Origin of the sequence: Halorussus salinus, assembly GCF_004765815.2 — an archaeon.
GTDB classification, from domain to species: Archaea; Halobacteriota; Halobacteria; order Halobacteriales; family Haladaptataceae; genus Halorussus; species Halorussus salinus.
This window is the reverse complement of the sequence record NZ_SBIS02000014.1, coordinates 61827-83844: the sequence shown is the minus strand read 5'-3', so window position 1 is coordinate 83844 and position 22018 is coordinate 61827. Positions and strand designations below refer to the sequence as shown.

The following is a 22018-nucleotide window of genomic DNA, read 5'->3' as shown; positions in this document are numbered from 1 at the left end:
CGTTGGACGGGGGCGTCCTCAGTAGTCCCGCACGAGCCAGTCGGTGCCCTGTGCCGACCACCCGGTCTGGACGCCGCCGTCGTAGTCCACTTTCCACCACGTGTAGCCGTCGGCGTCTACGGGACCGTCGAGGAGCGTCCCGCCGGTCCCCGCGGGTGCGGTGTCGAGTTGGGTCGCGCTCGTGCCCGCGCCGTCCCGGACCGACAAATCGACGCCCGTGACCGCTCGGTGGCCCGCGTCGAACCGGCATTTCGCTAGCCAGCCGTCGCCGAGCGCGGTCCACCCGTCCGCGACGCCGTCGTCGTACTCGACTTCGTACCACGCGTAGCCGTCGCTCTCGACCGGCCCGTCCACGACGGTTCCGGTGGTTCCGCTCGGCGCGGTGCCGACGTGGGCGTTCGACGTTCCCGGTCCGTCTCGCACCCAGACCTCCGCCGTCGTGACCACGTGGTCCCGATGGGCGAGCGCGGCGAGGGACTGGTCGCCGTGCATCTCCTCGTGCATCTCGGTGACGAGCGTCCCCGTCGTGTCTTGGCTGAGTTCCCAACACATCGCGCCGCCGAAGTCGTTGGCCGTGACGTAGCGCATCTTCCGGGAAATCGACGCGAGGTCGTCGTAGGCGAGGAACTCGTCGTCCGCGGCCGAGTAGAGCCACGGGTTCTCGGCGTCGTGGTGGAAGTGGTACTCGTAGTTCGCGTCCGGTTCGTAGGTGGCCGCGATTTCGTCGTACGCCACCGCCGACGAGGAGTCGAAGCTCTCGAACAGGCCCGCGTTCCCTCCGGCGACGCCGGTGTAGCGCCGCCCGTAGAAGGGCACGCCCATCACGAGGTCGGACTTCGCGGGCGGGCGAGTCGCCCAGTACTCCATCGACGAGGCGACGTTCCAGTCCTGTTGGCCGTCGGGGTCCTCCGGCGGGGAATTGAGCGGCGCGTTGAAGTTGGTGTCGTTGCTCCAGTCGCCGTGGAAGTCGTAGGACATCACGTTCACGAAGTCGAGGTGGTCGAAGACGCCGTCGCGGTAGGCGTCGTCGGCCGTACTCGGACTGGCTGACCCCGCGATGGTCAGACTGGTCCACGACCCCATCCGGGCGTCGAGTTCGTTCCGGACCGCCTCGACCAGCAACTCGAAGTTCTGCGGGTCGCTACTCCGGGTCGTCCCGTCGGGGTACTCCCAGTCGAGGTCGATGCCGTCGAAGTTGTAGTTCTGGACGTGGTCCACCGCGGTCTCGGCGAACCGCTGGCGGCGCTCGGCCGTGGACGCCACGTCGGAGTACTCCTGTGGGTACCAGCCGCCGCTGATTGACAGCGACATGACGGTACTCTCGTCGTCGTAGTTCGAGAGTTCGGTCAGCGTCTGGTCGTCCGACGAGCGTTGCAGGACGACCGTCCCGTCGGACTGCGGCGCGAGGAACGCGAAGTTGAGGTGCGTGAGTTTGTCGTAGGGTACCTCCGAGGGCGGGAGCGTGTCGCTCGCCCAACCGGGGTAGTAGCCGACGATTCGGTTCCCCGTCGAGGAGGTGTCGGCTCCGACCACCCCGGAGCCGACCGCCGCCGTTGCCGCGACCGCGCCGGTCCCCTTCAGGAAGGTTCTCCTCGATGCGCTCGTCGTCGGTCGCTCGTCGGTGCCACTCGAATCGGACCGCGGATGCTCTGTCATGGAATCCGAACTCTCCACTTCGATACATCTATTCGAGCAAGTTAAATATATTTATAACATTTGTTAGTGATTTTTGCAGGTAGTACGAACGCACGCGACCTCCTCGAACCTCGGAGCGACGCGGGGCCGACGCCGACCCCGTCGGTGCAAAACTTATTAGTCGGCCCTCCGGAAGGCAGTGTATGGCTGTTACGTGGGCGTATCCGTGGAGTTTTCTCGGCGACCGGGCGACGGCGTCGGTCTCCGCCCTCCCCGCCCGAGGATTCGACGCGGTCAACGTTGCGAGTCACTACCACTCGATTCGGACGCTCGACCCCCGACGCTCCGGGAGTCTCTTCGAGTCTCACCCCGGCGGCTGTCACTTCGACCCGAATCCGGACCACTTCGCCGACACGCCGATTTCGCCGCCCGTCAACGACACCGCCGGGTCAACTGACCCGCTCGGCGAACTCGTCGGCCGGGCGAGCGACGCGGGCGTCGCGGTCAACGGCTGGTTCGTCTGCAACCACAACTCGCGGCTCGGGGCACGGAACCCCGAGTACCGCGTCGAGAGCGCGTTCGGCACGCCACACGACCACGCGCTCTGTCCGTCCTACGCGGCGGTCCGGGAGTACCTCGCTGGCGTCGCGCGCTCGCTGGCGGCCTACGACCTCGGCGAGATTCAACTCGAATCGCTCGGCTTTCCCAACGCGTTCCACGGCCACGGCGACGACTTCGGCCACAGCAAGAATCAAGTCGTGACCGACGCCGAGCAAGAGGTGTTGCTCTCCCAGTGCTTCTGCGAGGGGTGTTACACCGCGGCGTCCGACCACCGCGTGAACCTCGACCGCGCGAGGAGGGTCGTCCGCGACGAGGCCGACGCCCTCCTCGCCGACCCGGCCGAGACGGTGGACCTCGCCGCCCTCCGCGACGAGTACCCCGTCCTCGACGACCTCTTCGACTTCCGAGCGACTGTCGTCGAGCGACTGGCGCGCCGCCTCGCGGCCGCGAGCGGCGACACGCCGCTCAACTACTACGTGGCCGACGGACTCGGGCGCGGTCCCGGCGACGGGTGGCCCGCCGGTATCGACCTCGAACGACTCGAACCGTACCTCGACCGCGTGACCGCGCTCTGCTACGTCGGCGACTCCGAGGAGGCCCGGTCCCGCGTCGAGGGCGTGCGCGAGGCCGTCTCGCTCCCGGTGGACGCTGGCGTCAGTCTCGACCCCGACCTCGTGGGGTCCGAACGCGAGTTCGAGACGGTCGTCGGTGCGGTCCGCGACCGCTGTGAGAAACTGCACGTCTACAACTACTCGCTGTTAGGCGACGAGCAACTGGATTGGCTCGCGGCGACCCTCGCGTAGCGAAGGTTTATGGGCGTGGTGCGAATCGGTAGCCCGTAGGCATGGAGATTCACTACAACGTCGCGGGGTGCTTTCGCTCCCCGCGCGAGGACATCGACCTCGCCAAGTACGCCGTAGAGTCGGGTTTCGAGGGCATCTGGATCGGCGACCACTTCCTGCCGTGGCTCGACAACCGCCCGTACACCCACCACATCCTGCCGTGGTTCGGCACGCTGATGAGCGAGGTCCCGGACGTGCCGGTCGGAACCGCCGTGACCTGCCCGACCGTTCGGTACCACCCGCCGGTACTCGCCCAAGCCATCGCCACGCTCGACAACATGTTCCCCGGTCGCTTCGAGTTGGGCGTCGGCACGGGCGAGGCGCTCAACGAGGCGCACTTCTACGACGGCGAGTGGCCCGACTGGGGGACGCTGGCCGGGATGCTCATCGAGACGCTGGACGTGATGGAACGGCTCTGGAACAGCGACGAGTACGTCGGCTACGACGGCGACTACTACCAGTACGACGACATCAAACTCTACACCCAGACCAAATCCGAAATTCCGGTCCACTGGGCGGCGTGGGGTCCCCAGTCGGCCAAGTGCGCGGGCAAGTACGCGGGCAACCTGACCACCGCCGCCTCGCCCGACCACATCGCGGACCTCCTCGTGCCGAACTTCGAGCAGGGCCTCGAAGACGGCGGACGGTCGCCCGCGGAGGCTCAGGTCACGACCCAGATGGCCGCCCACTTCGGCGACCCCGAGGAGGTCGCCGCGCAACTCCGCGAGCAGGGCGAACACACGCCCGACGACACGGAACTCGACAACCCCGACCCGAGAGCAATTCAGGAGGTCGCCGACGCCGAACTCGCCGAGTTGTCCGACGACGAGCTAATCGACGCGAACAACGTCACCGACGACCCACAGGACTTCGTGAACTACCTCGCCGAACTGGAGGCGGCCGGAGTGGACCGCGTACAGGTCGTCAGCAAGGTCGGCGACCCCCGCGACACCATCGACGCCTTCGCCGACCACGTCATCCCCGAGTTCTGAGTTCCGGGTCTCGAACTCCGAGTTCCGAGTCGTCCAGCGCGACCCGGCACTCCCGTCCACCGTCTGCCCTCCGCCGACGCGGTGGCACGATTGTCACCGACACCCACATTTATATTCCCGACCCGATATCTGCTATCGTATGGTTCGCCTCGGAATCGAATCGGTTCTCGAATCGCAGAACTCCGTACTCGCCGACGACCGCCTCGGGCTCATCACGAACCCCTCGGGCGTCGATTCGGAGCTTCGGACGACTATCGACCTGCTGGCCGACCGCGACGAGTTCGACCTCCGGAAGTTGTTCGGTCCCGAACACGGCATCCGCGGGAGCGAGCAAGCGGGCGTGGAGGTCGAAGACAGCATCGACGAGAAGACCGGACTCCCGGTCAAGAGCCTCTACGGCGAGGAGAAACACCTCCGACCCGAGATGATAGCCGACCTCGACACCGTCGTCTACGACATGCAGGACATCGGCTGTCGGTTCTACACCCTCATCTACACGCTGGCCTACGCGCTGGAAGGCGTCGCCGAGGCCGGAAAGCGGATGGTCGTCTTGGACCGCCCGAACCCCATCGCGCCGGTCGCGCCCGCCGGAAACCGCGTCCCCGACGCCCACTCGTCGTTCGTCGGCAACTACGGCCTGCCCATCGTCCACGGGATGACCGTCGGCGAACTGGCGACGTACTTCAACGACGAGTTCGACATCGGCGCGGACCTCCTCGTCGTGGAACTGGACGACTGGGACCGGAACGTCTGGTACGACGCGACCGACCTCCCGTGGGTCTACCCCTCGCCGAACATGCCGACGCTCGGGACCGCCACCGTCTACCCCGGCACCTGCTTCTTCGAGGGGACGAACCTCTCGGAGGGCCGGGGAACCACGAAACCGTTCGAGTTGGTCGGCGCGCCGTGGATAGACGCCGAGTCGTGGGCCGACTCGCTCAACGCCGCGGGACTGTCGGGCGTCGCCTTCCGCCCCGCCTACTTCACGCCGATGTTCTCGAAACACGAGCGCGACGACATCGAGGGCGTGCAGGTCCACGTCCTCGACCGCGACGACTTCGAGCCGGTCCGAGTGGGACTCACGATGCTCATCTCGGCGTTCACGACCTACGACGACTGCGACTGGGTGTCCTACGACGACGAGTTCTTCATCGACAAACTCGCGGGCGGCACCTACCTCCGCAAGACCATCGACGAGGCCGACTCAGCCAACGGCGCGCGCGACATCGCCGACGGCATCATCGACCGGTGGGACGACGACCGAGCCGCGTTCCTCGACGCGCGCGAGCGCCACCTGCGGTACTGACATGTCCCGGACCAACCCCGCTCACTGGGACCTCCGCGAGAAGGTCGCGCAACTGTTCGTCGTCGGCTTCCCCGACACGACGCCGGACGAGGAGATACGGGAGTTCGTCGCCGAGGGGGTCGGCGGCGTCATCTACTTCGCGCGGAACCTCGACGCCCCCGAGCAGGTCGCGGCCCTCTCGGAGTCGCTGCAGGAGACCGCCGCCGAAAACGACCGCCCGCCGCTCCTGATAACCGTAGACGAGGAGGGCGGCGTCGTCTCACGGCTCCCGTGGGAAGGCCGACTGCCGGGCCAGATGACGCTCGGGGCCGCCCGCGACCCGGACCTCGCGCGACGCGCCGCCGCGGCGAAAGCCCGCGAACTCCGCGCGGTGGGCATCAACGCGAACCTCGCGCCCGTCCTCGACGTGAACAACAACCCCGACAACCCCGTCATCGGCGTGCGCTCGTTCGGCGAGGAGGCCGACCTCGTGAGCGACCTCGGCACTGCCGTCGCGTCGGGCTTCGAGTCGCAGGGCGTCGTCGCCTGCGGCAAGCACTTCCCCGGCCACGGCGACACCGCGACCGACTCGCACCTCGATTTGCCCGTCATCGACCACGACCGCGACCGACTCGACCGCGTGGAACTCGCGCCCTTCCGGGCCGCAATCGAGTCGGGAATCGGGGCGATAATGACGACCCACGTCGCGTTCCCGACGTTCACCGACGACGACGAGCGCCCGGCCACGCTGTCGGAGCCGGTTCTCACGGGACTCCTCCGCGAGGAGTTGGGCTACGACGGACTCGTCGTGACCGACTGCATGGAGATGAACGCCATCGCCGATTCGGTCGGCACCCCCGAGGGCGCGGTGCAGGCGGTCGAAGCGGGCTGTGACATCGTGACTGTCTCCCACACCCCTGAGACCCAGCGCGCCGCCATCGACGCGGTGGTCGCGGCGGTCCAGTCGGGCCGCATCGCCGAGACCCGTATCGACGCCTCCGTCCGGCGCATCCTCCGGACGAAAGCCGAGTTCGGCGTCGGCGAGGAGCCAGCGAACGCCGAGAGGCCGTCAGAAGCCGAGGAGACGCCGGAATCCGGAGCGGACGAGTGGGAAACCGCGAACGCCGAGAGCAGACGCCTCGCCCGCGAAGTCGCCGAGCGCGGGGTCACGCTGGTCCGGGACCGCGAGGAGAACCTACCGCTCGCGGGCGACGAGACGATTCGCGTCGTCCAGTTCCCCGGCGGTGCCGGGTCGGAGGTCGAGGAGCGCGCCGCCGACGCGGGCGCGTTCGCCGAGCGCCTGCGCGAGTCCGACCTCGCGGTAGAGACCCGACTGGTTGACGACTCGTCGCCCGACTCGCTCGACCCCTCCGCCGACGAGACGGTCGTCGTCTGCACCCGGAACGCGGCGACCGACGACGCGCAGGCCGAAGCCGTCTCGCGGGTCCGCGAGTCGGACGCGACGCTCGTCGTCCTCTCGATTCGGAACCCCTACGACCTGCGGGCGTTCCCCGAGGTCTCGACCTACCTCACGACGTACGACGACGCGCCGGTGTCGCTGGCGGTCGCGGCCGACGTTCTCCTCGGCGAGCGCGAGGCCGAGGGCCGACTCCCCGTCACGGTTCAGGATAGCTGAAACTGGAGTCGGCTCGCTGGCGCATTGGCGTGTTGGCGCGCCGACGCCTACTCGGTCGCCTGCTCGTGGACGGTCCGCAACACGTCGGCGAGTTCGTCGCCCAATCGGTCGAACAGTTCTTCCCCTTTCTCGGCGCTGGCGAGGTCGGGGTCGCCGATGGCTCCCGACTCGGAGTACTCCTCGAACTCGGTGTAGGAGTTCACGGGACCGCCTTCGAGGAGGTCCTTACCTCCTCTATCGTACGGCTCGTCCAGATACGTGCCCTCGGTCTCGTCCTCGCGTACGAGGTCGGGGTAGAGGTGCAGAACGAGCGAGGTCTCGAACTCGCCGCCGTGGGCCATCCCGCCGGTGTCGCTGTCCCGAATCTCGTCGGCGAAGGGGGCGGCGAGTTCGAAGTAGGTGACGCCGGTCACTTCGAGGTCGGGATGCTCCTCGCCGATGGTACTCACCGCGAGGTCCACGACCGGCCCGTTCCCGCCGTGGCCGTTCACCAACAGCACCGCATCGAAGCCCAGTTCCGCGGCCGAGTCGGCCACGTCTTCGAGGAGGCCGACGAGTCTGTCGGCGTCGGTCGTCAGCGTGCCCCCGAGCGAGAGGTGGTGGGGCGAGTAGCCGGTCCAGACCGGCGGCGCGACCAGCGTCGGTTGGTCGTCGGCAACGCGCTCCGCGCCGCGTTCGGCGACGGCGTCGGCCAGCAGGGTGTCGGTCGCCACCGGGAGGTGGTGGCCGTGCTGTTCGATGCTACCGACCGGAACGACCAGTACGGACCCGGACTGGCGCGCAACGTCGGCGATTTCGGTCCGCGTCTTCGTGGCGAGACTGGCCGGTCCGGCGTCGAGGCGTAACATGGTGTGGCGAGGTGGCCGAATCCGCATAAAGGTTCGGTGGGACCCCGCCGAGAAATTCCGGCTGGGGGCGTTTCAACATGACTGAAACGCTATCTCACGAGTAGGCCACTTTCAGTTCGATGACGTTCGCGGCACCGCGCAACTGGTCGGCCAGCGAGTCGGTGAGTCGGTCCATCCCCATCGCGCTCGTCGGCCCGGAGACGCTTATCGCCCCGATGATGTTGCCCGACTCGCTCTTGACGGTCGTGCCGATGCACCGCATGCCGGGCAGGCGCTCCTCGTCGTCGATGGCGTAGCCCCGGTTGCGGACCGTCTCCAACTCGTCGGCCAGCGCCCCGCGGTCCGTGATGGTCCGGTCGGTCTCGGCCGGGAGGCCGCGCCGCGCGACGATTTCGTCCACGCGCTTCTCCGAGAGGTGGGCCAAGATGCACTTGCCGACCGCGGTGGCGTGGAGGTGGACGTGCTTGCCGGGGTGGATGTCCAGCGGGACGGCGTTCTCCCCCTCCGACGACCACAGGAAGACGCCCCAGCCGTTCTCCTCCACGAGGAGGTTGGCGACTTCGCCGGTCTCGTCGGCCAGTTCCCGAATCTCGGGCTTGGCGAGGTCGTATATCTTCCGGCGCTTGCGGGCGTGTTCCCCGAGGTCCAGAAACCGGAGGCTGACCCGGTAGATGTCACCGTCCTTGAAGACGTAATCGCGCTCCATCAGCGTGCTGAGGTGGTTGTGGACCGTGCTGTTGGGGAGGTCGAGCCGGTCCGCGAGTTCGGTGAGTCTGGCCCCGTCCGTCTCTTGGAGGGCTTCGATAACGTCTAAGGACCGTTGGGTCGTTTTGACGGGGTTTTTGGCCTCGCGTCCCATTCTGTGTCACTGTCTGGTACCTCTGGTCGTCTTCCTAAATAGCTTTCCCACGGCCTCTCTCGGGGCGTCCTCGTCTCGACGGTCCCGATAGCGCGGTCGTTTCGGCTATGCTGAAACGTTCTCGGCGGTGACGATTGTTCGGGCCAGTTCGTGTCTACGCCGCCGTATCGCCTCGAAGCGTCGAAAATTCGAGTCCGTACCCGTGTTACTTCCGTTAACTCTTCAGGTTGTGGCTACGTCGAAACAGTATCGACACCGTGACACCGAGTCGATTCGACTTCGTGACAACTGAAGCGACGACCCGACCGTGCCGCCGATACGCGCCGTTCCGACGTTCGCGTCGGCTCCTCCGAAAACGAATTCTGTTACACTCGTACTACTGTAATATTTCCTGTGACGCGTGTCCTTCCGTCGTACCGGTTCGATGCAAAACGTTATCGGGGTCGTCCGTCATTGCTCTTCCATGACACAGTCAACCGATGACGCGGGCGGCGACGGCGGCCTCCTCGACGGGATTCGCGTCCTCGACCTCTCGACGTTCGTCACGGGCGGGTTCTGCTCGCTGATGCTCGCCAATCAGGGCGCGGAGGTCATCAAGGTCGAGCGCCCCGAGGTCGGCGACGACAACCGCCACTCGGGACCGCCGTTCGTCGCCAGCGAGGAGTACGACGGGCCGGGCAGGACCGCCGCCGACCGGGGGGAGTCGCCCTACTTCTGGACGGTCAACTACGACAAGAAGAGCGTCGAGTTGAACCTCAAGAGCGACGAGGGACTCGCGGTCCTCTACGAACTGGCCGAGGAGGCCGACGTGTTCGTGGAGAACTACCGGCCGGGGACCGCCGACCGACTCGGAGTGGGCTACGACGACCTGCGCGAGGAGAACGACCAACTGGTCTACTGCTCCATCTCGGCGTTCGGCGACTCGGGACCGTGGCGCGACCGGCCCGGCTACGACCTGCTGGTGCAGGGGATGTCGGGCATGATGAGCGTGACCGGGCCGGAGGACGGCGACCCGGTGAAAGTCGGGGTCCCGCAGACCGACCTCGTGACGGGGATGTGGGCGGCGTTCGGCATCTTGGGCGCGCTCTACCGGCGCGAGCGGACCGGCGAGGGCGAGCGCGTCGAACTCGGGATGCTCGACGCCGTGCTTCCGTGGTTGACCAAGCACGCCGGGAAGGCGTTCGTCGGCGAGGAGTCGACGCGCATGGGGACGAAAGACCCGGTCCTCGCGCCGTACCAGACCTTCGAGACCGCCGACGGTCACATCAACGTCGCGTGCCTCAACCAGAAGCTCTGGCGGCAGTTCTGCGAGGCCGTCGACCGCCCGGACCTCGCGGCCGACCCGCGGTTCGAGACCAACGCCGACCGCGTGGAGAACATGGACGAACTGGAGGCCGAACTCTCCGAGAGTATCAGCCAGCGCCCGACCGACGAGTGGATCGAACTCCTCGCGGACGACCACGGTCTCCCGGTCGGCCCGGTGTACAACGTGGACGAAGCACTCCACAACGAGCAGGTCGAGGCCCGGAACGTCGTGACGAGCGCGGACCACCCCGCCGTCGGCGAGATTCCGGTCGTGGAACACCCCCTGAACTTCGACCACGCCGAGTCGGGATTCGACGCGGCACCGCCCCTGCTGGGCGAGGACACCGAGCCGATTCTGCGCGAACTGGGCTACGACGATGCGCGTATCGAATCGCTCCGGGAGTCGGGCGCGATTCCCGACGAGCGACGCGGACGAACCCCCGAGTGACGCCCGAACGACGGGGGATTCCGGACGGCCGAGGTCAGATTTTCGTCACCGTGTCGTGGGCGACTTCGATGGCTTCGGCGTCCGCCGGGAGCAACGCCACGACGAGGAACGCCGGGTACTCCGCGAAGTACTCGACCAGTCGGGCGATTCGGGCCGAGTCGATGGCCTCCAGCGAGTCCAACAGCATCACCGGCACCGTCTCGTGGAGGTCGTGGACCAGATACCCGGCGAGGGCGAACACGAGACCCACCACCTCGCGCTCGCTCTCGCTCAAGGTATCGACCGTCCCCTCGTAGGTTCGGCCCGACTCGGACTCGCGGACGACGTGCAGTTCGAAGTGGTTCTCCGCGACTTTGCGCCGCCCCTGTCGCGTCTCGCGCTCGACGCGCTCTATCCAGATGCGAGCGACGTTCTCGTATTCGAGTACGTCGAGGACCTCCTCGACGTGGGCGTTGAACTCCTCGACCGCGCCCCGCTCCAGCGAGTCGATGCGGTTGCGCAACTCGTCGAGTCGGTCGGCGATCTCGTCGCGGCGGGCCTCGTACTCGTCGCGCTCGCCGAGGAGCGACTCTATCTCCGCGACCTCGTCTTCGACGGAGGCCAGTTCGTCCTCTTTCTGCTCGATTTCGAGTTCGACCGCGTTGGCCCGTTTGTGGAGGTCGAGCAACTCGCCGTAGTCGGAGGCCTCCTCGTCTTCGACTTCCGCCTCCAACGCCTCGATTTCGCCGTGAATCTCGTCGCGGCGCGCTTCGAGGTCCTCGATTCGGCTTTGCTTGCGCTCTATCTCGTCGTCTATCTCCGCGAGGCGGCGATTCACTCGCTCGCGCTCGCGCTCGGCGCGTTCGAGTTCCGAGACGCGCTCGTCGGTTTCGTCTATCTCGTCCTGTATCGACTGGCGCGCGCTCAGTTTCTCCTTCCGAAACGACCGCAGTCGGTCGAGGGTGTCCTTCACGTCGTCGCGCGACACGCCGGACCCGCAGGTCCAGCAGACGACCGACTCCTCGCCGTCGAGGAGTTGGTCGGTGAGCGCCCCGTCGTCGTGGCCGTCGCCGTCGCGAAGCACGTCGGCGACTTCGCTGTCGGTCCCGTCGAGCATGTCCTCGTTGAACTGGACGATGCTCTGGATTTCGCTCACCTGCGCATCGACCCGTCGCTTCCGGTCGCGCAGTTCGCCGAGACGGTCACGGAGCGCGTCCACGTCTTCGCCGGGGTCGCCCGCGAGGCCCTCGCGCTCGTCCCGCTTCGCGTCGCGCTCTGCGCGGAGCGATTCGACGGCCTCCTCGGCGGTCTCGATTTCGAACCGCACATCTTCGAGTCGAGACCGGCGGTCTTTCAACTCGTCCAGTCGCTCCTCGACTTCCTGCTTCTCGGCGCGCTCCTCTTCGAGGTCCGCGTCGGCCGCCTCGATTTCGGCTTCGAGCGTGCCGAGTCGGTCGCGCTTCTCCTCGATTTCGGTCTCCAGTCGGGTCGTTCGCTGTTCGAGGTCCACCAACTCGCGTTCGCGGCTCTCGACGCGCTCTATCTGCTCGTCTATCTCGCGTTTCTCGGCCTGCAACCGCTCGATTTCGGCCTCGATTTGGTCGGTGTCTATCGGCCGCGTGATTATCTCGCGGAGGTCGTCGCCGTTGGCGACCGCGCGTCGCGCCTCGTTGTCCTCCAGCAGGAACGCGAAGAGGTTCGCGAGTTCCGGGTCGTCGAGGAGTCCGTCGCCGCTCGATTCCACGATGCCGTTACGGCGATTGAACTCCCGCTCGACGACGGTCTCGCCGAGCGAGAGTTTCACGTGACCGTGGTCGGCGTCGCCCTTGAGGTGGAACTGGTCGCTCCCCATCGCGGCCATCGTCGCCTGTAGAAACGACGTTCGGTTCGTGGCGTTCTCGCCTTCGAGGACAGTGACCCCGTCCGAGAGTTCGACGTTCGCTCGGTCGATACCGCCGATATTGCTCACTTCGATATCGAGGGTATCGCGAAGAGCCTCTGTGGTATCCATGTACCCGCTGTTTCAGGGCTATATAAATAGCTCTTTTCGTTTCGACGGCGGTATCGGCATTCTCAGGCGACAGCGCAGTCACATCCCTCGTTCATCGCGTCTTCGAAGTTCATCGAGCGACCGCAGTCGTTACAGACGACCCGCAGGTCCACCAGTACGTCGATATCTCCAAGGTCAGTCACGTCTGCGGAATCGAGCGTTTCGAGGGTCGATTCGGTTACGACCTCGGTCCGTCGCTGGAGTGCGTACACGGTGTCTTTCGCCTTTTTTCGTCGCTCTTTGGGCGAGCGAGTATCGCCTTTCGAGGCGTCGAGACAGTTCTTCAAGTGGCGATAGACGGTCTGGTGGGACACCAGCGCCGACGACAACTCGTCCACGTCCACGCCCGCGCGGTCCAACTCGCGGCGAATCTGGACTTCTTGGGCGTCGCTGAGTTCGTCGGTGTGAAGCGCCTCGTAGACCGGCGTGCGACTCCACTCGACCTGTCCGACGTTCGCCGCCGTCAGCGCGGACCGGACGACGCTCTCGTTCAACTCGTCGGCCAGTTCGCGGACGCTCGTTCCCGCCTGCCAGTCGTCTACGAGTCGGGCGGTTATCTCGGTCACGCCGTACTCCTCGGCGACCCGCCCGACCTTACAACTACAATCGACTTGCTCGCTAGTCATTCGAGGCGACTGTAACAGCTCTACGGTTGTAACACTTTTCGTTGCGGTACCCGTCTCTCGATGCGCCGACCGGAACGGAGAATCTCGGTCTACAGGAACGCGAGTACGGCCAGCGCGTTGGCTCCGGATGCCAGTATCAAGTAGACTCCGTAGTTGCGCGCCCGACGCCGAAGGTCGCCCCGAATCGCGTCGAGGCCGCGGTCGGAGACGAACAACGGCGTGTCGTCGGTCCCCGCCATCGTCGGCGTCCCGTCTTCGGTCGAGAGTTTGCCGTGAACCGTTAGTTCGGTTCCTTCCGGAACGACCTTCGACGCGAAGTAGTCGTCGCTCAAATCTACGTCCGGGTCGTCGTCGATGACGCTTCGCAGTCGTTCGAGAGACGACTCGACGAGATGGCTGGTCAAGTGGACGTACGGCGACCGCCAGAGGTAGACGTGCCACGTCCGACTCGGGAGGAGACCCACCGGCCGTACGTCCGACAGTTGCGTGGCGTCGTGAACGTCCCGGAGCCAACTCGGGTCCACTCGCACGTCGCCGTTCCCGGTGGCGACCGAGAAGGTCCCGGACTCCACCCCGGAGGCGAACGTCGCTCTCGACCGTCTCGTCTCCCAGTTTCTGAAATCGACTACCCGCTGGCCGCTCCGCGCGAACGCCGTCCGCCAGACGTACATCGCTATCTCCCCGGTCTCCTCGTCGGTCGCACGGTCGCTCACGGGTGCCTCGTCGTCTACCGTGACGGGACCCTCGACAGTCACCGACTCACTGTCCGCGAGGGCGGGAGAGCGGTCGGGGGTGAGACCGGACAGTAGATAGTACAGTCGCCCGGTGTTCGCCAACCGATACGCGTAGTAGACACACAACAGCGTGACCGGCCCGACGACCACGACGCCTTCGACAGCTACCATCGGTTCGCAGTGGCCGCCGAATGATATTAACGGTGCCGAACCGCGCAAGCGACGGACGGTCTCGCGAGTCCGGGAGTCGGAAATCTATATATCGAGATACGATTTACTATCCGCCACCGAACGCGTCGGCCAGTCGCTCGCGCATGAACTCCCGGCGGACGGTACGCGAACGCTCGTCGGAGAGGTAGTTCTGCATCACGACCTGCGGGTCGCTACTCCCCTGTTCGTTGGCGATCTCCTCGACGCCAGCCATGACCGCCTCCAGAACAGACGTGTAGGCGTCGTACCAGAACCGCCGACAGAGCTTCGGCGAGACGGAGACGCCCTCGATCTCGTCGGGGAGACCGGCGCGGTCCGCGAGGTCGCAGAACCAGTTGTACACCGTCCCGCGCGTGACGTGGTCGGCCGACGAGTGCGGACTCGGGAAGAGATACCCCGACCACGACTCGCGGGCGCGCAGTTGGGCGATACGGTCGGCCAGCGCCTCCCTGCCGTACAGCACCGACACCTCGCCGGGGCCGTTCTTTCGCTCCGCGAACGAGAGGTAGGGAACGTCGCCCTCCTCGACCTGCGAGCGGTGGAGCGCGGCGACCTCGTTCGGTCGGAGACCCCACCCGGCGAGCGCGACCACGACGAGGCGCTCGCGAACCTCCTCGGCGGTCTCGAAGAGCGCGCGGACGTGGCTCGCGTCGAGACAGGGCGTCTCGTCGGCGTCGCCGTCGTTCGCGTCGTCGCGCCAGCGGTACTCGTCGGCGAGACCGTCGGCCGGGTTGACTGCGGCCCACTGGCGTCTGACGAGGTGGTCGTACCAGTTCGACACCGCGAGGAGGACCCGACGCTTCGTCGTCGGCGAGTCGAGTCGCGCGTGGAGTCGGTCGAAGGCGGCCCAACACTCGTCGGTCGCTTCGCGGGCGGGTACGTCGCTATCGCGGGCGACCGGCGTCACGAGGTCGTCGGTCTCGTTTGCCGCGCGGTAGGCCCGCAGGTAGCGGTCCAGTCGGTACCGGAGCGTCCGAATCGACGAGTCGGCGAGTCCGGCGCGGTTCGTCCGGGATTCGAGGAAGGAGTTCAGCGCCTCCACGGTCCGCTCGTCGTCGGTAGCCCAGTCGCGCTCGTCGCGGTCGCGGTCGGACGCGGCTATCTCGTCGCGCCAGAACTCGCCGAACGTCAGGTCGTGGTGTTCCCGAAGCGCGTAGACGAGCGACCGAAAGCCGTTCTCGCGGAGCCACTGGTGGGACGGCTTGTCGGTTTCGGGGTCGAACCCGTCCGCGCGAAGCGCCGGTGCGACGACCGCGCGGTAGGCGTCGGCGAGTTCGTCGGACGCGAGGAGCGTCCACGACACGTCGTCGTCGGTCTGCCAGTCGGTAGTGTCGGGGGTTTCGGTCGTCATGTTGCGAGTCACGGTCCGTCCACGTCTTGGGGGACGAGCGTGAATCCGAGCGTCCGGAAGTCGTCGTCGAACGCGAAGACGTGTTCGACATCTCGGCCGTCGGCGAGGACGCTACTCGTGTGGTCCACGAACGATATCTGCTGGTCGTCGTACCGCGCGAACTCGTCGCACGCGGCGGCGAACGCGGGTTCGTCTACCGGAAGCACGATGAAACTCTCCGACTCTCGAATCGTGGTCAGCGTGTCGAGTGCCGCGGCGTGACCCGCTTTCCGGAGCAGGAGCGTCGTCAGTTCCGAGAGGACCGACCGACTCGTGTACAGCGGTCGGTAGAGAAGGTCGCCGGTCCGAATCGCGTCGAACACCTCGCGGGCGCGCTCGTGGCGGGTCGCGCGGTCGTACCGCCACGCGAAGAACGCTCCCGTGTCCACGAACAGCGGCGTCGGCCCCTGCACCATCAGGAATCGACCTCGCCGTAGAGGAGGTCGTCCACGTCGGACTCCTCGACTACGTCGTCACCAGAGACCGGGTCCGCGTCCCAGAACGAGTCGTCCGGGTCGATTTCGGTCGTGGCCGTCTCGGCGTCGGTGCGCCACCAGACGACGCGCCCCGCGGTCTTGCGACTCTCGACGCGACCCGTCTCCGCCAACTCCCGGAGTTTCCGGCGCGCGGTCTCGCCGGAGCAGTCGAGTCGGTCGGCCACGTCGCTGGAAGTGACGACGGGGCCCTTCACGCGGTCGAACACGCCGAGTACGTCTTCTAGCGAGATTCGCTCGGTGAATCGTCCTTCGTCGCGGTCACTCGACATGTGGCGACCTACGAGACGAGAGGGTATAACCGTTTGGGATACGCCACGTGGTGTACCGCACACTGCCGAACGGGTGGTAGCGCGGCCGTGAGTCGGATACCTCGGGGAAGGGTAGTTCTGAATCGGCCATTTCCGTACAGGAGAGAACTTCTTACTCCTCACGTACATTTCCGGTGTTTGTACTGACTGTGAGAGTCTGTGTAAATACCAACGAATCGCCCTCCGAAAGGACAATTACATGGTAAATTGTAAATCGCTATAGCAAATTTATCGACCGATGCAGTCTCGAAGAAGCGTCGGTTTCCCGATTCGTGACGATATCGACCCACTCGGGGTAACGCGGAGCGCGTCGGTCGGTGGTCGGTATTCTGCTGTCCCGACCATCGCGTGACCGACCGATGATAGTGGAGTTCCCGTTTAATTTCTCGTTCTACACCCCGAATTGATAATTGGGTTGTAGGCTGACTGGTCTAGAAACAAAAGTATTATCAATGTTTAGGCTAGCCTAAAACATATGGCAGGCGACGACGAGAAACGTGAGGCACCGACGCGGCGGGACTACGTGAAGTACGGCGGGGCAGTTATCGGTGGGAGTTTGCTGGCCGGTTGTTCGGCGGGCGGCGACTCCGAGTCGGCGACGACTACGGCGGAGACGAGCGCCGAAACGACGACCGAGACCGAGGAGAGAGCCGAGACTGAGACCGAGACCACGACCGAGGAGTCGACCGACACGGCGACGATGGAACCGGTCGGACGGGTCGAACTCGAATCCGTCCCGGAGAGCTTCGTCGGCGGCTGGGGCTTCGAGGCCGACGTTATGACCGCGCTCGGCCAGAGCGACAAAATCGTCGCGGCCGAGGGTCCCCAGTTTTGGTTCACCGGGTTCTACGACAAGCTTCCCGGCGTTTCCGCGCCCGACCCGGACTCGCTCGACCGCGTGCTGACCGAGGACTGGGCGGTGAAAAAGGAGTTCCTGTACGAACTCGACCCCGACCTGCTCGCCACCGACCCGAACCGGTTCATCTCGTACTACGGGAGCGACGAGACCGAAATCGAGGAGCTTCACGACAACATCGCTCCGTTCTTCGGAAACGTGAGTCGCCGGAAGCGCGGCGGCGAGTGGCCCAACTGGCCCGACGGGCAGTCGTACCCGTACTACTCCATCCCGGAGTTCGTCAGCCGCTACGGCGACCTGTTTCAGGTGTCCGAGCGGGCCGCGGCGCTCAACGAGTTCTATCGAACGGCCATGGAGGAGATGCGCTCGCGGGTCCCGTCGAAGTCCGAGCAACCGACGGTCGACGTGCTGAACGCGAGAAACAACCCCGAGACCGACGGTGGCTTCACCGTCTACGACCCCGACACGGGTCTGGAGAACACGTACGGCAAGAAACACTACCGCGACATGGAAATCCTCGACGCGTTCGACGGGGAGTACGGCGGTCAGACGAGCATACAAGTCGATTACGAGGCTCTCTTGGAGGCGGACCCGGAGATACTCATCTTCCACTTCGGCGTCAACTACCGCGACTGGAACGGGAAGGACGCCACCCAAGCGACCGTCGAGGGGTTGCGAGACAGCCCGCTGGGGCAGGAACTCACGGCCGTTCAGGAAGATAACCTCTACATCGGTGGCACGCCCTATCAGGGGCCGATCATCAACCTCTTCCAGACGGAGATGCTCGGCAAGCAACTCTACCCCGACCAGTTCGGCGAGTGGCCGGGCGACGTGACCGACGACCGACTCCCCGACGTTCCCGAAGAAGAGCAGTTGTTCGACCGCGACGAACTCGCCGACATCATCACCGGGTCGAACTGACCGACGGTTTGCGGCCAGTCTCGGGCGTCCGCCGACAGGCCGTCACGGGACCCCGAGGTCGCAGTGGCGCTATCGGACGACTTTTCCCCGGTCGGTCGGAACGTGTCTGCCGTTCAGATGGTTCCCGACCTCTCTCTCACCAGACGACGGCTCCTCGGCGGTCTCGCCGGAGCCGCTGGCGGTACCACCCTCGCCGTCGGCGCGACGACCCCGACCGCCCTCCCGGACGTGCTGACCGACTGGGCGACCGAGGTGTATCCGACGCCGCCCGAAGTCCGCGAGCTGTGGCAACCGACCGTGACAGAGGCCCACGCCCGCGAAGCAGTCGAACTCTTGGCGGAAACGGTATCGGAAGGGAAACGACTCCGGAAGCGAATCGAGACGGACGAGCATTTCACCGGTGCTGGCGGGTGGTTGGAGAACGCACGCGAGGCCCTCGGAAACGGAAACTACCACGAGGCGCTGTTCGACGCGGGCTACGGCCTCCAGTTCGCTGGCGAGGAGTTGGGGTTCGCGCGCGCCAAGCTTGGTAAGACTGACCTCCAGTCGCTCGCCGACCGGAGCCGACGACTCCGCGACCGGAGCGGGCGCGTCGCCGACGACCTGAAGCCGTACCCGACCGTCGCCCCCGGCCGCGACTTGGCGTGGTACTACGCCGTCGAGCGCCACCTCGTGATGGCCCGGTTCCACGACGAGTACGACGCGTTGGCCGACGAGAGCGACGGTGCGGGCGAGGACGCTTCCGACTCCCGAGAGTACGACGCCGACGACTTCGGTGCCATCACGGCGAACCTCCTGCAGGCGAGGCTCCACGTCCGGACCGCCGAGCGATACCGCGACCTCCTCGGCGGGAAACTCGACGGTGCCACCGCTCCGTACGCCGACCACCTCCGGAGCGTCGCCGACGAGTTCCGTGCGGGCATCGACTCGTTCCCCTCCCGCGAGGAGGTCCGGTCGGAGTTCCAAGCGAAAGTCGAGGCGAGCGGGGACGACGGTCCCAGCCAGCCCTACGAGTTCGCCCGGTCGCGTCTCCTGCGGTGGTGCTACGACTACGACTACCGGTTCGGAGTGGACGAAGCGTCGGACCTGCCGGTGTATCGCGCCGTCGAGTTCTCGACGGGACTCGCACAGCGTCGCGCCCACGACTTCGTAGTAGACAACCTCGTCGTCGAACCCGGCGACCGAACCTTCGACTCGGGACACACGCTCGCGGCGAAGCGTCGCGCGCGGTCCACCTATCGGTCGGTCGTGGGGTCGGACCCGCCGCCCTTGCTCACCAGACAGGTTTCGCGCGCGGTCGAGGACCTCCAAGTCGCGGTGGTCGGGTTCGGCGGACTCGACCAGCGACCCCACTGGCGCGAGCAGTTGAAGGCGTACTGCTACGCGCTGGTCGGCCGCGCGAAACTCCGCGAGTATCCGGCGCTGTTCGACGCGATGGTGAACGCCTGAGCCGAGGTCGGCGCGGCGTCAGTCCCTGCCGGTTGTCACGTCCACTCCTCGACGTGTCGGGGTCCGTTTTCAGACAGATGGCGACTGATGTCGGAGAAGTGATACTGTAGCACCAGCGCAACGGTCGGCCACTCTTGCCGACGCCGGGAAAACGGGTGTCGATGCCGAGTCCAAAACGATGGCTTGAGGCCTTAGCAACCGTTTAATGTCCGGTTCGTGAGAGAAAGAATCGCCTCGGTTACCCGACCGGGATAAAATTAGACGCACGTCCAAAATTAGGTATTCAGAAGCTCACGACTACGAGACTGAATTTAGCAGGCCCCTAAACCCGTACGTAGCATTATGAAAGCAAAACGAACTACGTCTGACTCTTGCACGATGAAAGTCGAATCTCGTCTCCCACTATCATAAAATTCGAGAGGTATTAAATAAGGTGATATAGTTAGACGAATGTCTGATTAATCGGTCGTAAGCTATATACTCGTGGGATGGAGACACTCACGACAACTAGCCATGAGTAAGAAAATTACCAAAGGAGGAGTTGTCGGTGCCGTGCTACTTCTCCTCTCGGTGGGGCTGCTCCCCCACGTCGCGGCGGCGAGCGGAACGGTAGTGTCCGCCCACTCGGCGAAAGACACCGTCTCTCGGGACACGACGCCCATCACCACGACGGCGTCGGCACCCAACGTGACGAACGTCGCGATATCCGGCGAGCAGTTCGCGTCGGTGAACGGGACGCCCTACGTCTGGCGGTCGAGCGTCCGGCAGTTCGCCGCGGACCTCGCGTTCGAGGAGTCCGGCGTCTACTCTCTCTGTCTCTCTACGGACTCCGACGCGAATCGAACCGCGGCGACGTGCCAACGCTTCGCGGTGAACGCCACCGACTCCTCGAACGTGACGGTCGTCGGCACGAACGACACCGTCGTCTCGGTCGCGCCCAACGGGAGTTTCTCGGGGGACGCGACGCGGGCGACGCTCGCCCTCCGGAACGCGACGACGAACGCGACGCTCGACACCTTCACGGTCGGCCTCGCGGTGAAGTCCGGTGACATCGACGGCGACGGACTGACCAACCGGCGCGAACTCGACCTCGGGACCGATGTCGGCGCGACCGACAGCGACGGCGACGGACTCACGGACTCCGCCGAAGTCGAGTCGAACACCGACCCGACCGCGGCCGACACCGACGGCGACGGGCTCGGAGACGGCGAGGAGGTCGCCACCTACTCGACTGACCCGACCGCCGTGGACACCGACGGCGACGGCATCGACGACCGGACCGAAGTCGAGGCGGGCACCGACCCGACGATGGTGGACACCGACGGCGACAGACTGCCCGACGACGACGAGCGCGAGCGCGGCACGGACCCGACCGCCGTGGACACCGACGGCGACGGCCTCTCGGACTACACCGAAGTCCAAGCGGGCAGCGACCCGCTTTCGACCGACACCGACAGCGACGGCGTCGCCGACGACGCGGAGTTGCAGGGTAACACCGACCCGACCGCCGCCGACACCGACGGCGACGGTCTCCTCGACGGCGAGGAGCGCACCGTCGGCACGAATCCGGTCGTCGCCGACACCGACGGCGACGGGCTGAACGACCAAGTCGAGGTCGAACGCCTCGGTACGGACCCCCTCGCGACCGACACGGACGGGGACTTCCTGAGTGACAAGACCGAGGTCGATTTGGGCGTCAGTCCCCACGACTCGCTCTCTCCGGCGTGGATTACCGGGGGCGTCCTCGGGTTCTGGGCTGGTGTCGGACTCACCGTCTTCCTGACTCGCTGGGACTGGGCCTCGCTCGGTCCCCGCATCGCTCGTGCCGTGCCGAATCGCTTTCAGTCGGACCGTTCGGGCCAGCGCGACGGTCGCGCGAAACGCGACGGTGCCACGGAGCGAAGCGGTCCCACGGAGCGGTGCAATCGCGCGAAACTGCACGACCGCGTGAAATCGCCGACGGGTTCCGGGGCGTCCGGGTCCGCAGTCGAAGTCGCCGAGTCACTCGAAACTGGCGAGTCCGCTCGACCCGCCGAGTTCGGGTATGGGGACAGCGACGGCACCCGAAACGCTGTCGGTAGCGCGAGCGCCGACGCCTCCGGCACGCTCGCCGCCGACCGAATCGACCCCGACGAGCGGACCGCCGCCGACGTGGTCGAGGCCGCGGAGGTCGAACTCGTCTCGGACGCGGAACTCGTCCAGCGGATGCTCCGCGCCGAGTCCGGCCGGATGCGCCAGAGCGAAATCGTGGATGCGACCGGATGGTCGAAGGCGAAGGTCAGCAGGCGACTCTCCGCGATGGCCGACGACGACGAACTCACGAAGGTCCAAATCGGCCGCGAGAACCTCATCTGTCTGGAGGACGCGGTACCCGACCCCGCCATGCCCAGAGACGTTCCGCCGTCGGGCAAGCCCGGCGGATGGACCGCGACGCCGACCGGTCGGTAGTCCGGACCAACTGACCGGTAGCCCGGACCAACTGACCGGTAGCCCGGACTAGCTGACCGGCAGTCCGGACCGACCGGTCGGCAGTCCAACCCGGCCGGTCGGCAGTCCAACCCGGCCGATTCGGTCGGAGCCGACAGCC

General features: G+C 66.0%; 17 protein-coding genes. 8 read left to right on the top strand and 9 right to left on the bottom strand.

The window, feature by feature from the left end; all coding sequences use genetic code 11:
- Positions 1–18: 18 nt before the first annotated feature.
- Positions 19–1656 carry a glycosyl hydrolase family 18 protein gene (locus tag EPL00_RS23115; protein ID WP_135855358.1) on the bottom strand — a complete coding sequence of 546 codons (1638 nt, stop codon included), beginning with the start codon at positions 1654–1656 and terminating at the stop codon, positions 19–21.
- 182 nt (positions 1657–1838) lie between these two features.
- On the opposite strand from EPL00_RS23115, the gene EPL00_RS23110 reads away from it, so the two are divergent.
- The 4 genes from EPL00_RS23110 (at position 1839) to nagZ (ending at position 6951) form a co-directional block, all read left to right on the top strand.
- Positions 1839–2999 (top strand): hypothetical protein, encoded by a 1161-nt coding sequence (locus EPL00_RS23110; RefSeq protein ID WP_135855359.1) that lies wholly within the window; start codon positions 1839–1841, stop codon positions 2997–2999.
- A gap of 41 nt (positions 3000–3040) precedes the next feature.
- Positions 3041–4030, top strand: a complete 990-nt coding sequence (locus tag EPL00_RS23105) for an LLM class flavin-dependent oxidoreductase (protein WP_135855360.1) — start codon at positions 3041–3043, stop codon at positions 4028–4030.
- Positions 4031–4169: 139 nt separating this feature from the next.
- Entirely contained in the window at positions 4170–5336 is a 1167-nt protein-coding gene (locus EPL00_RS23100; RefSeq protein ID WP_135855361.1) for an exo-beta-N-acetylmuramidase NamZ family protein, read from the top strand.
- Position 5337: 1 nt separating this feature from the next.
- Positions 5338–6951: a beta-N-acetylhexosaminidase gene (nagZ, locus tag EPL00_RS23095; RefSeq protein ID WP_135855362.1), complete on the top strand. Its 1614-nt coding sequence runs from the start codon at positions 5338–5340 to the stop codon at positions 6949–6951.
- Positions 6952–6998: 47 nt separating this feature from the next.
- Here the strand turns inward: nagZ and EPL00_RS23090 are convergent, their stop codons facing one another.
- Both EPL00_RS23090 and EPL00_RS23085 read right to left on the bottom strand, forming a co-directional pair.
- Positions 6999–7799: a creatininase family protein gene (locus EPL00_RS23090; RefSeq protein WP_135855363.1), complete on the bottom strand. Its 801-nt coding sequence runs from the start codon at positions 7797–7799 to the stop codon at positions 6999–7001.
- Between the two features lie 94 nt (positions 7800–7893).
- Positions 7894–8658 (bottom strand): IclR family transcriptional regulator, encoded by a 765-nt coding sequence (locus EPL00_RS23085; RefSeq protein ID WP_135855364.1) that lies wholly within the window; start codon positions 8656–8658, stop codon positions 7894–7896.
- A 463-nt stretch (positions 8659–9121) separates the two neighbouring features.
- On the opposite strand from EPL00_RS23085, the gene EPL00_RS23080 reads away from it, so the two are divergent.
- Complete coding sequence (locus EPL00_RS23080; protein WP_135855365.1) at positions 9122–10411, top strand: CaiB/BaiF CoA transferase family protein; 1290 nt, start codon at positions 9122–9124, stop codon at positions 10409–10411.
- 34 nt (positions 10412–10445) lie between these two features.
- Here EPL00_RS23080 and EPL00_RS23075 read toward each other — a convergent pair whose 3' ends face one another.
- From EPL00_RS23075 to EPL00_RS23050, 6 genes are all read right to left on the bottom strand, one after another.
- Positions 10446–12401, bottom strand: coding sequence for an archaea-specific SMC-related protein (locus EPL00_RS23075; RefSeq protein WP_135855366.1), 1956 nt, complete (start codon positions 12399–12401; stop codon positions 10446–10448).
- A gap of 62 nt (positions 12402–12463) precedes the next feature.
- A complete protein-coding gene (rdfA, locus tag EPL00_RS23070) occupies positions 12464–13066 on the bottom strand; it encodes a rod-determining factor RdfA (RefSeq protein ID WP_135855367.1) in 603 nt (200 codons plus the stop codon).
- Between the two features lie 89 nt (positions 13067–13155).
- Positions 13156–13971 carry a hypothetical protein gene (locus EPL00_RS23065; protein WP_135855368.1) on the bottom strand — a complete coding sequence of 272 codons (816 nt, stop codon included), beginning with the start codon at positions 13969–13971 and terminating at the stop codon, positions 13156–13158.
- 106 nt (positions 13972–14077) lie between these two features.
- Positions 14078–15361 carry a tyrosine-type recombinase/integrase gene (locus tag EPL00_RS23060; protein WP_135855369.1) on the bottom strand — a complete coding sequence of 428 codons (1284 nt, stop codon included), beginning with the start codon at positions 15359–15361 and terminating at the stop codon, positions 14078–14080.
- A gap of 8 nt (positions 15362–15369) precedes the next feature.
- Positions 15370–15816, bottom strand: coding sequence for a type II toxin-antitoxin system VapC family toxin (locus EPL00_RS23055; protein WP_202932762.1), 447 nt, complete (start codon positions 15814–15816; stop codon positions 15370–15372).
- On the bottom strand, positions 15816–16166 hold the full coding sequence (locus EPL00_RS23050; RefSeq protein ID WP_135855371.1) for a helix-turn-helix domain-containing protein: 351 nt from the start codon (positions 16164–16166) through the stop codon (positions 15816–15818). Before EPL00_RS23050 ends, EPL00_RS23055 begins: the two co-directional genes overlap by 1 nt.
- A 514-nt stretch (positions 16167–16680) precedes the next feature.
- Here EPL00_RS23050 and EPL00_RS23045 point away from each other — a divergent pair.
- The 3 genes from EPL00_RS23045 (at position 16681) to EPL00_RS23035 (ending at position 21879) form a co-directional block, all read left to right on the top strand.
- Positions 16681–17982, top strand: a complete 1302-nt coding sequence (locus EPL00_RS23045) for an ABC transporter substrate-binding protein (RefSeq protein WP_238398300.1) — start codon at positions 16681–16683, stop codon at positions 17980–17982.
- Positions 17983–18084: 102 nt separating this feature from the next.
- Complete coding sequence (locus tag EPL00_RS23040) at positions 18085–19431, top strand: hypothetical protein (RefSeq protein ID WP_202932761.1); 1347 nt, start codon at positions 18085–18087, stop codon at positions 19429–19431.
- A gap of 513 nt (positions 19432–19944) precedes the next feature.
- A complete protein-coding gene (locus EPL00_RS23035) occupies positions 19945–21879 on the top strand; it encodes a helix-turn-helix transcriptional regulator (protein WP_135855374.1) in 1935 nt (644 codons plus the stop codon).
- Positions 21880–22018: the final 139 nt, after the last annotated feature.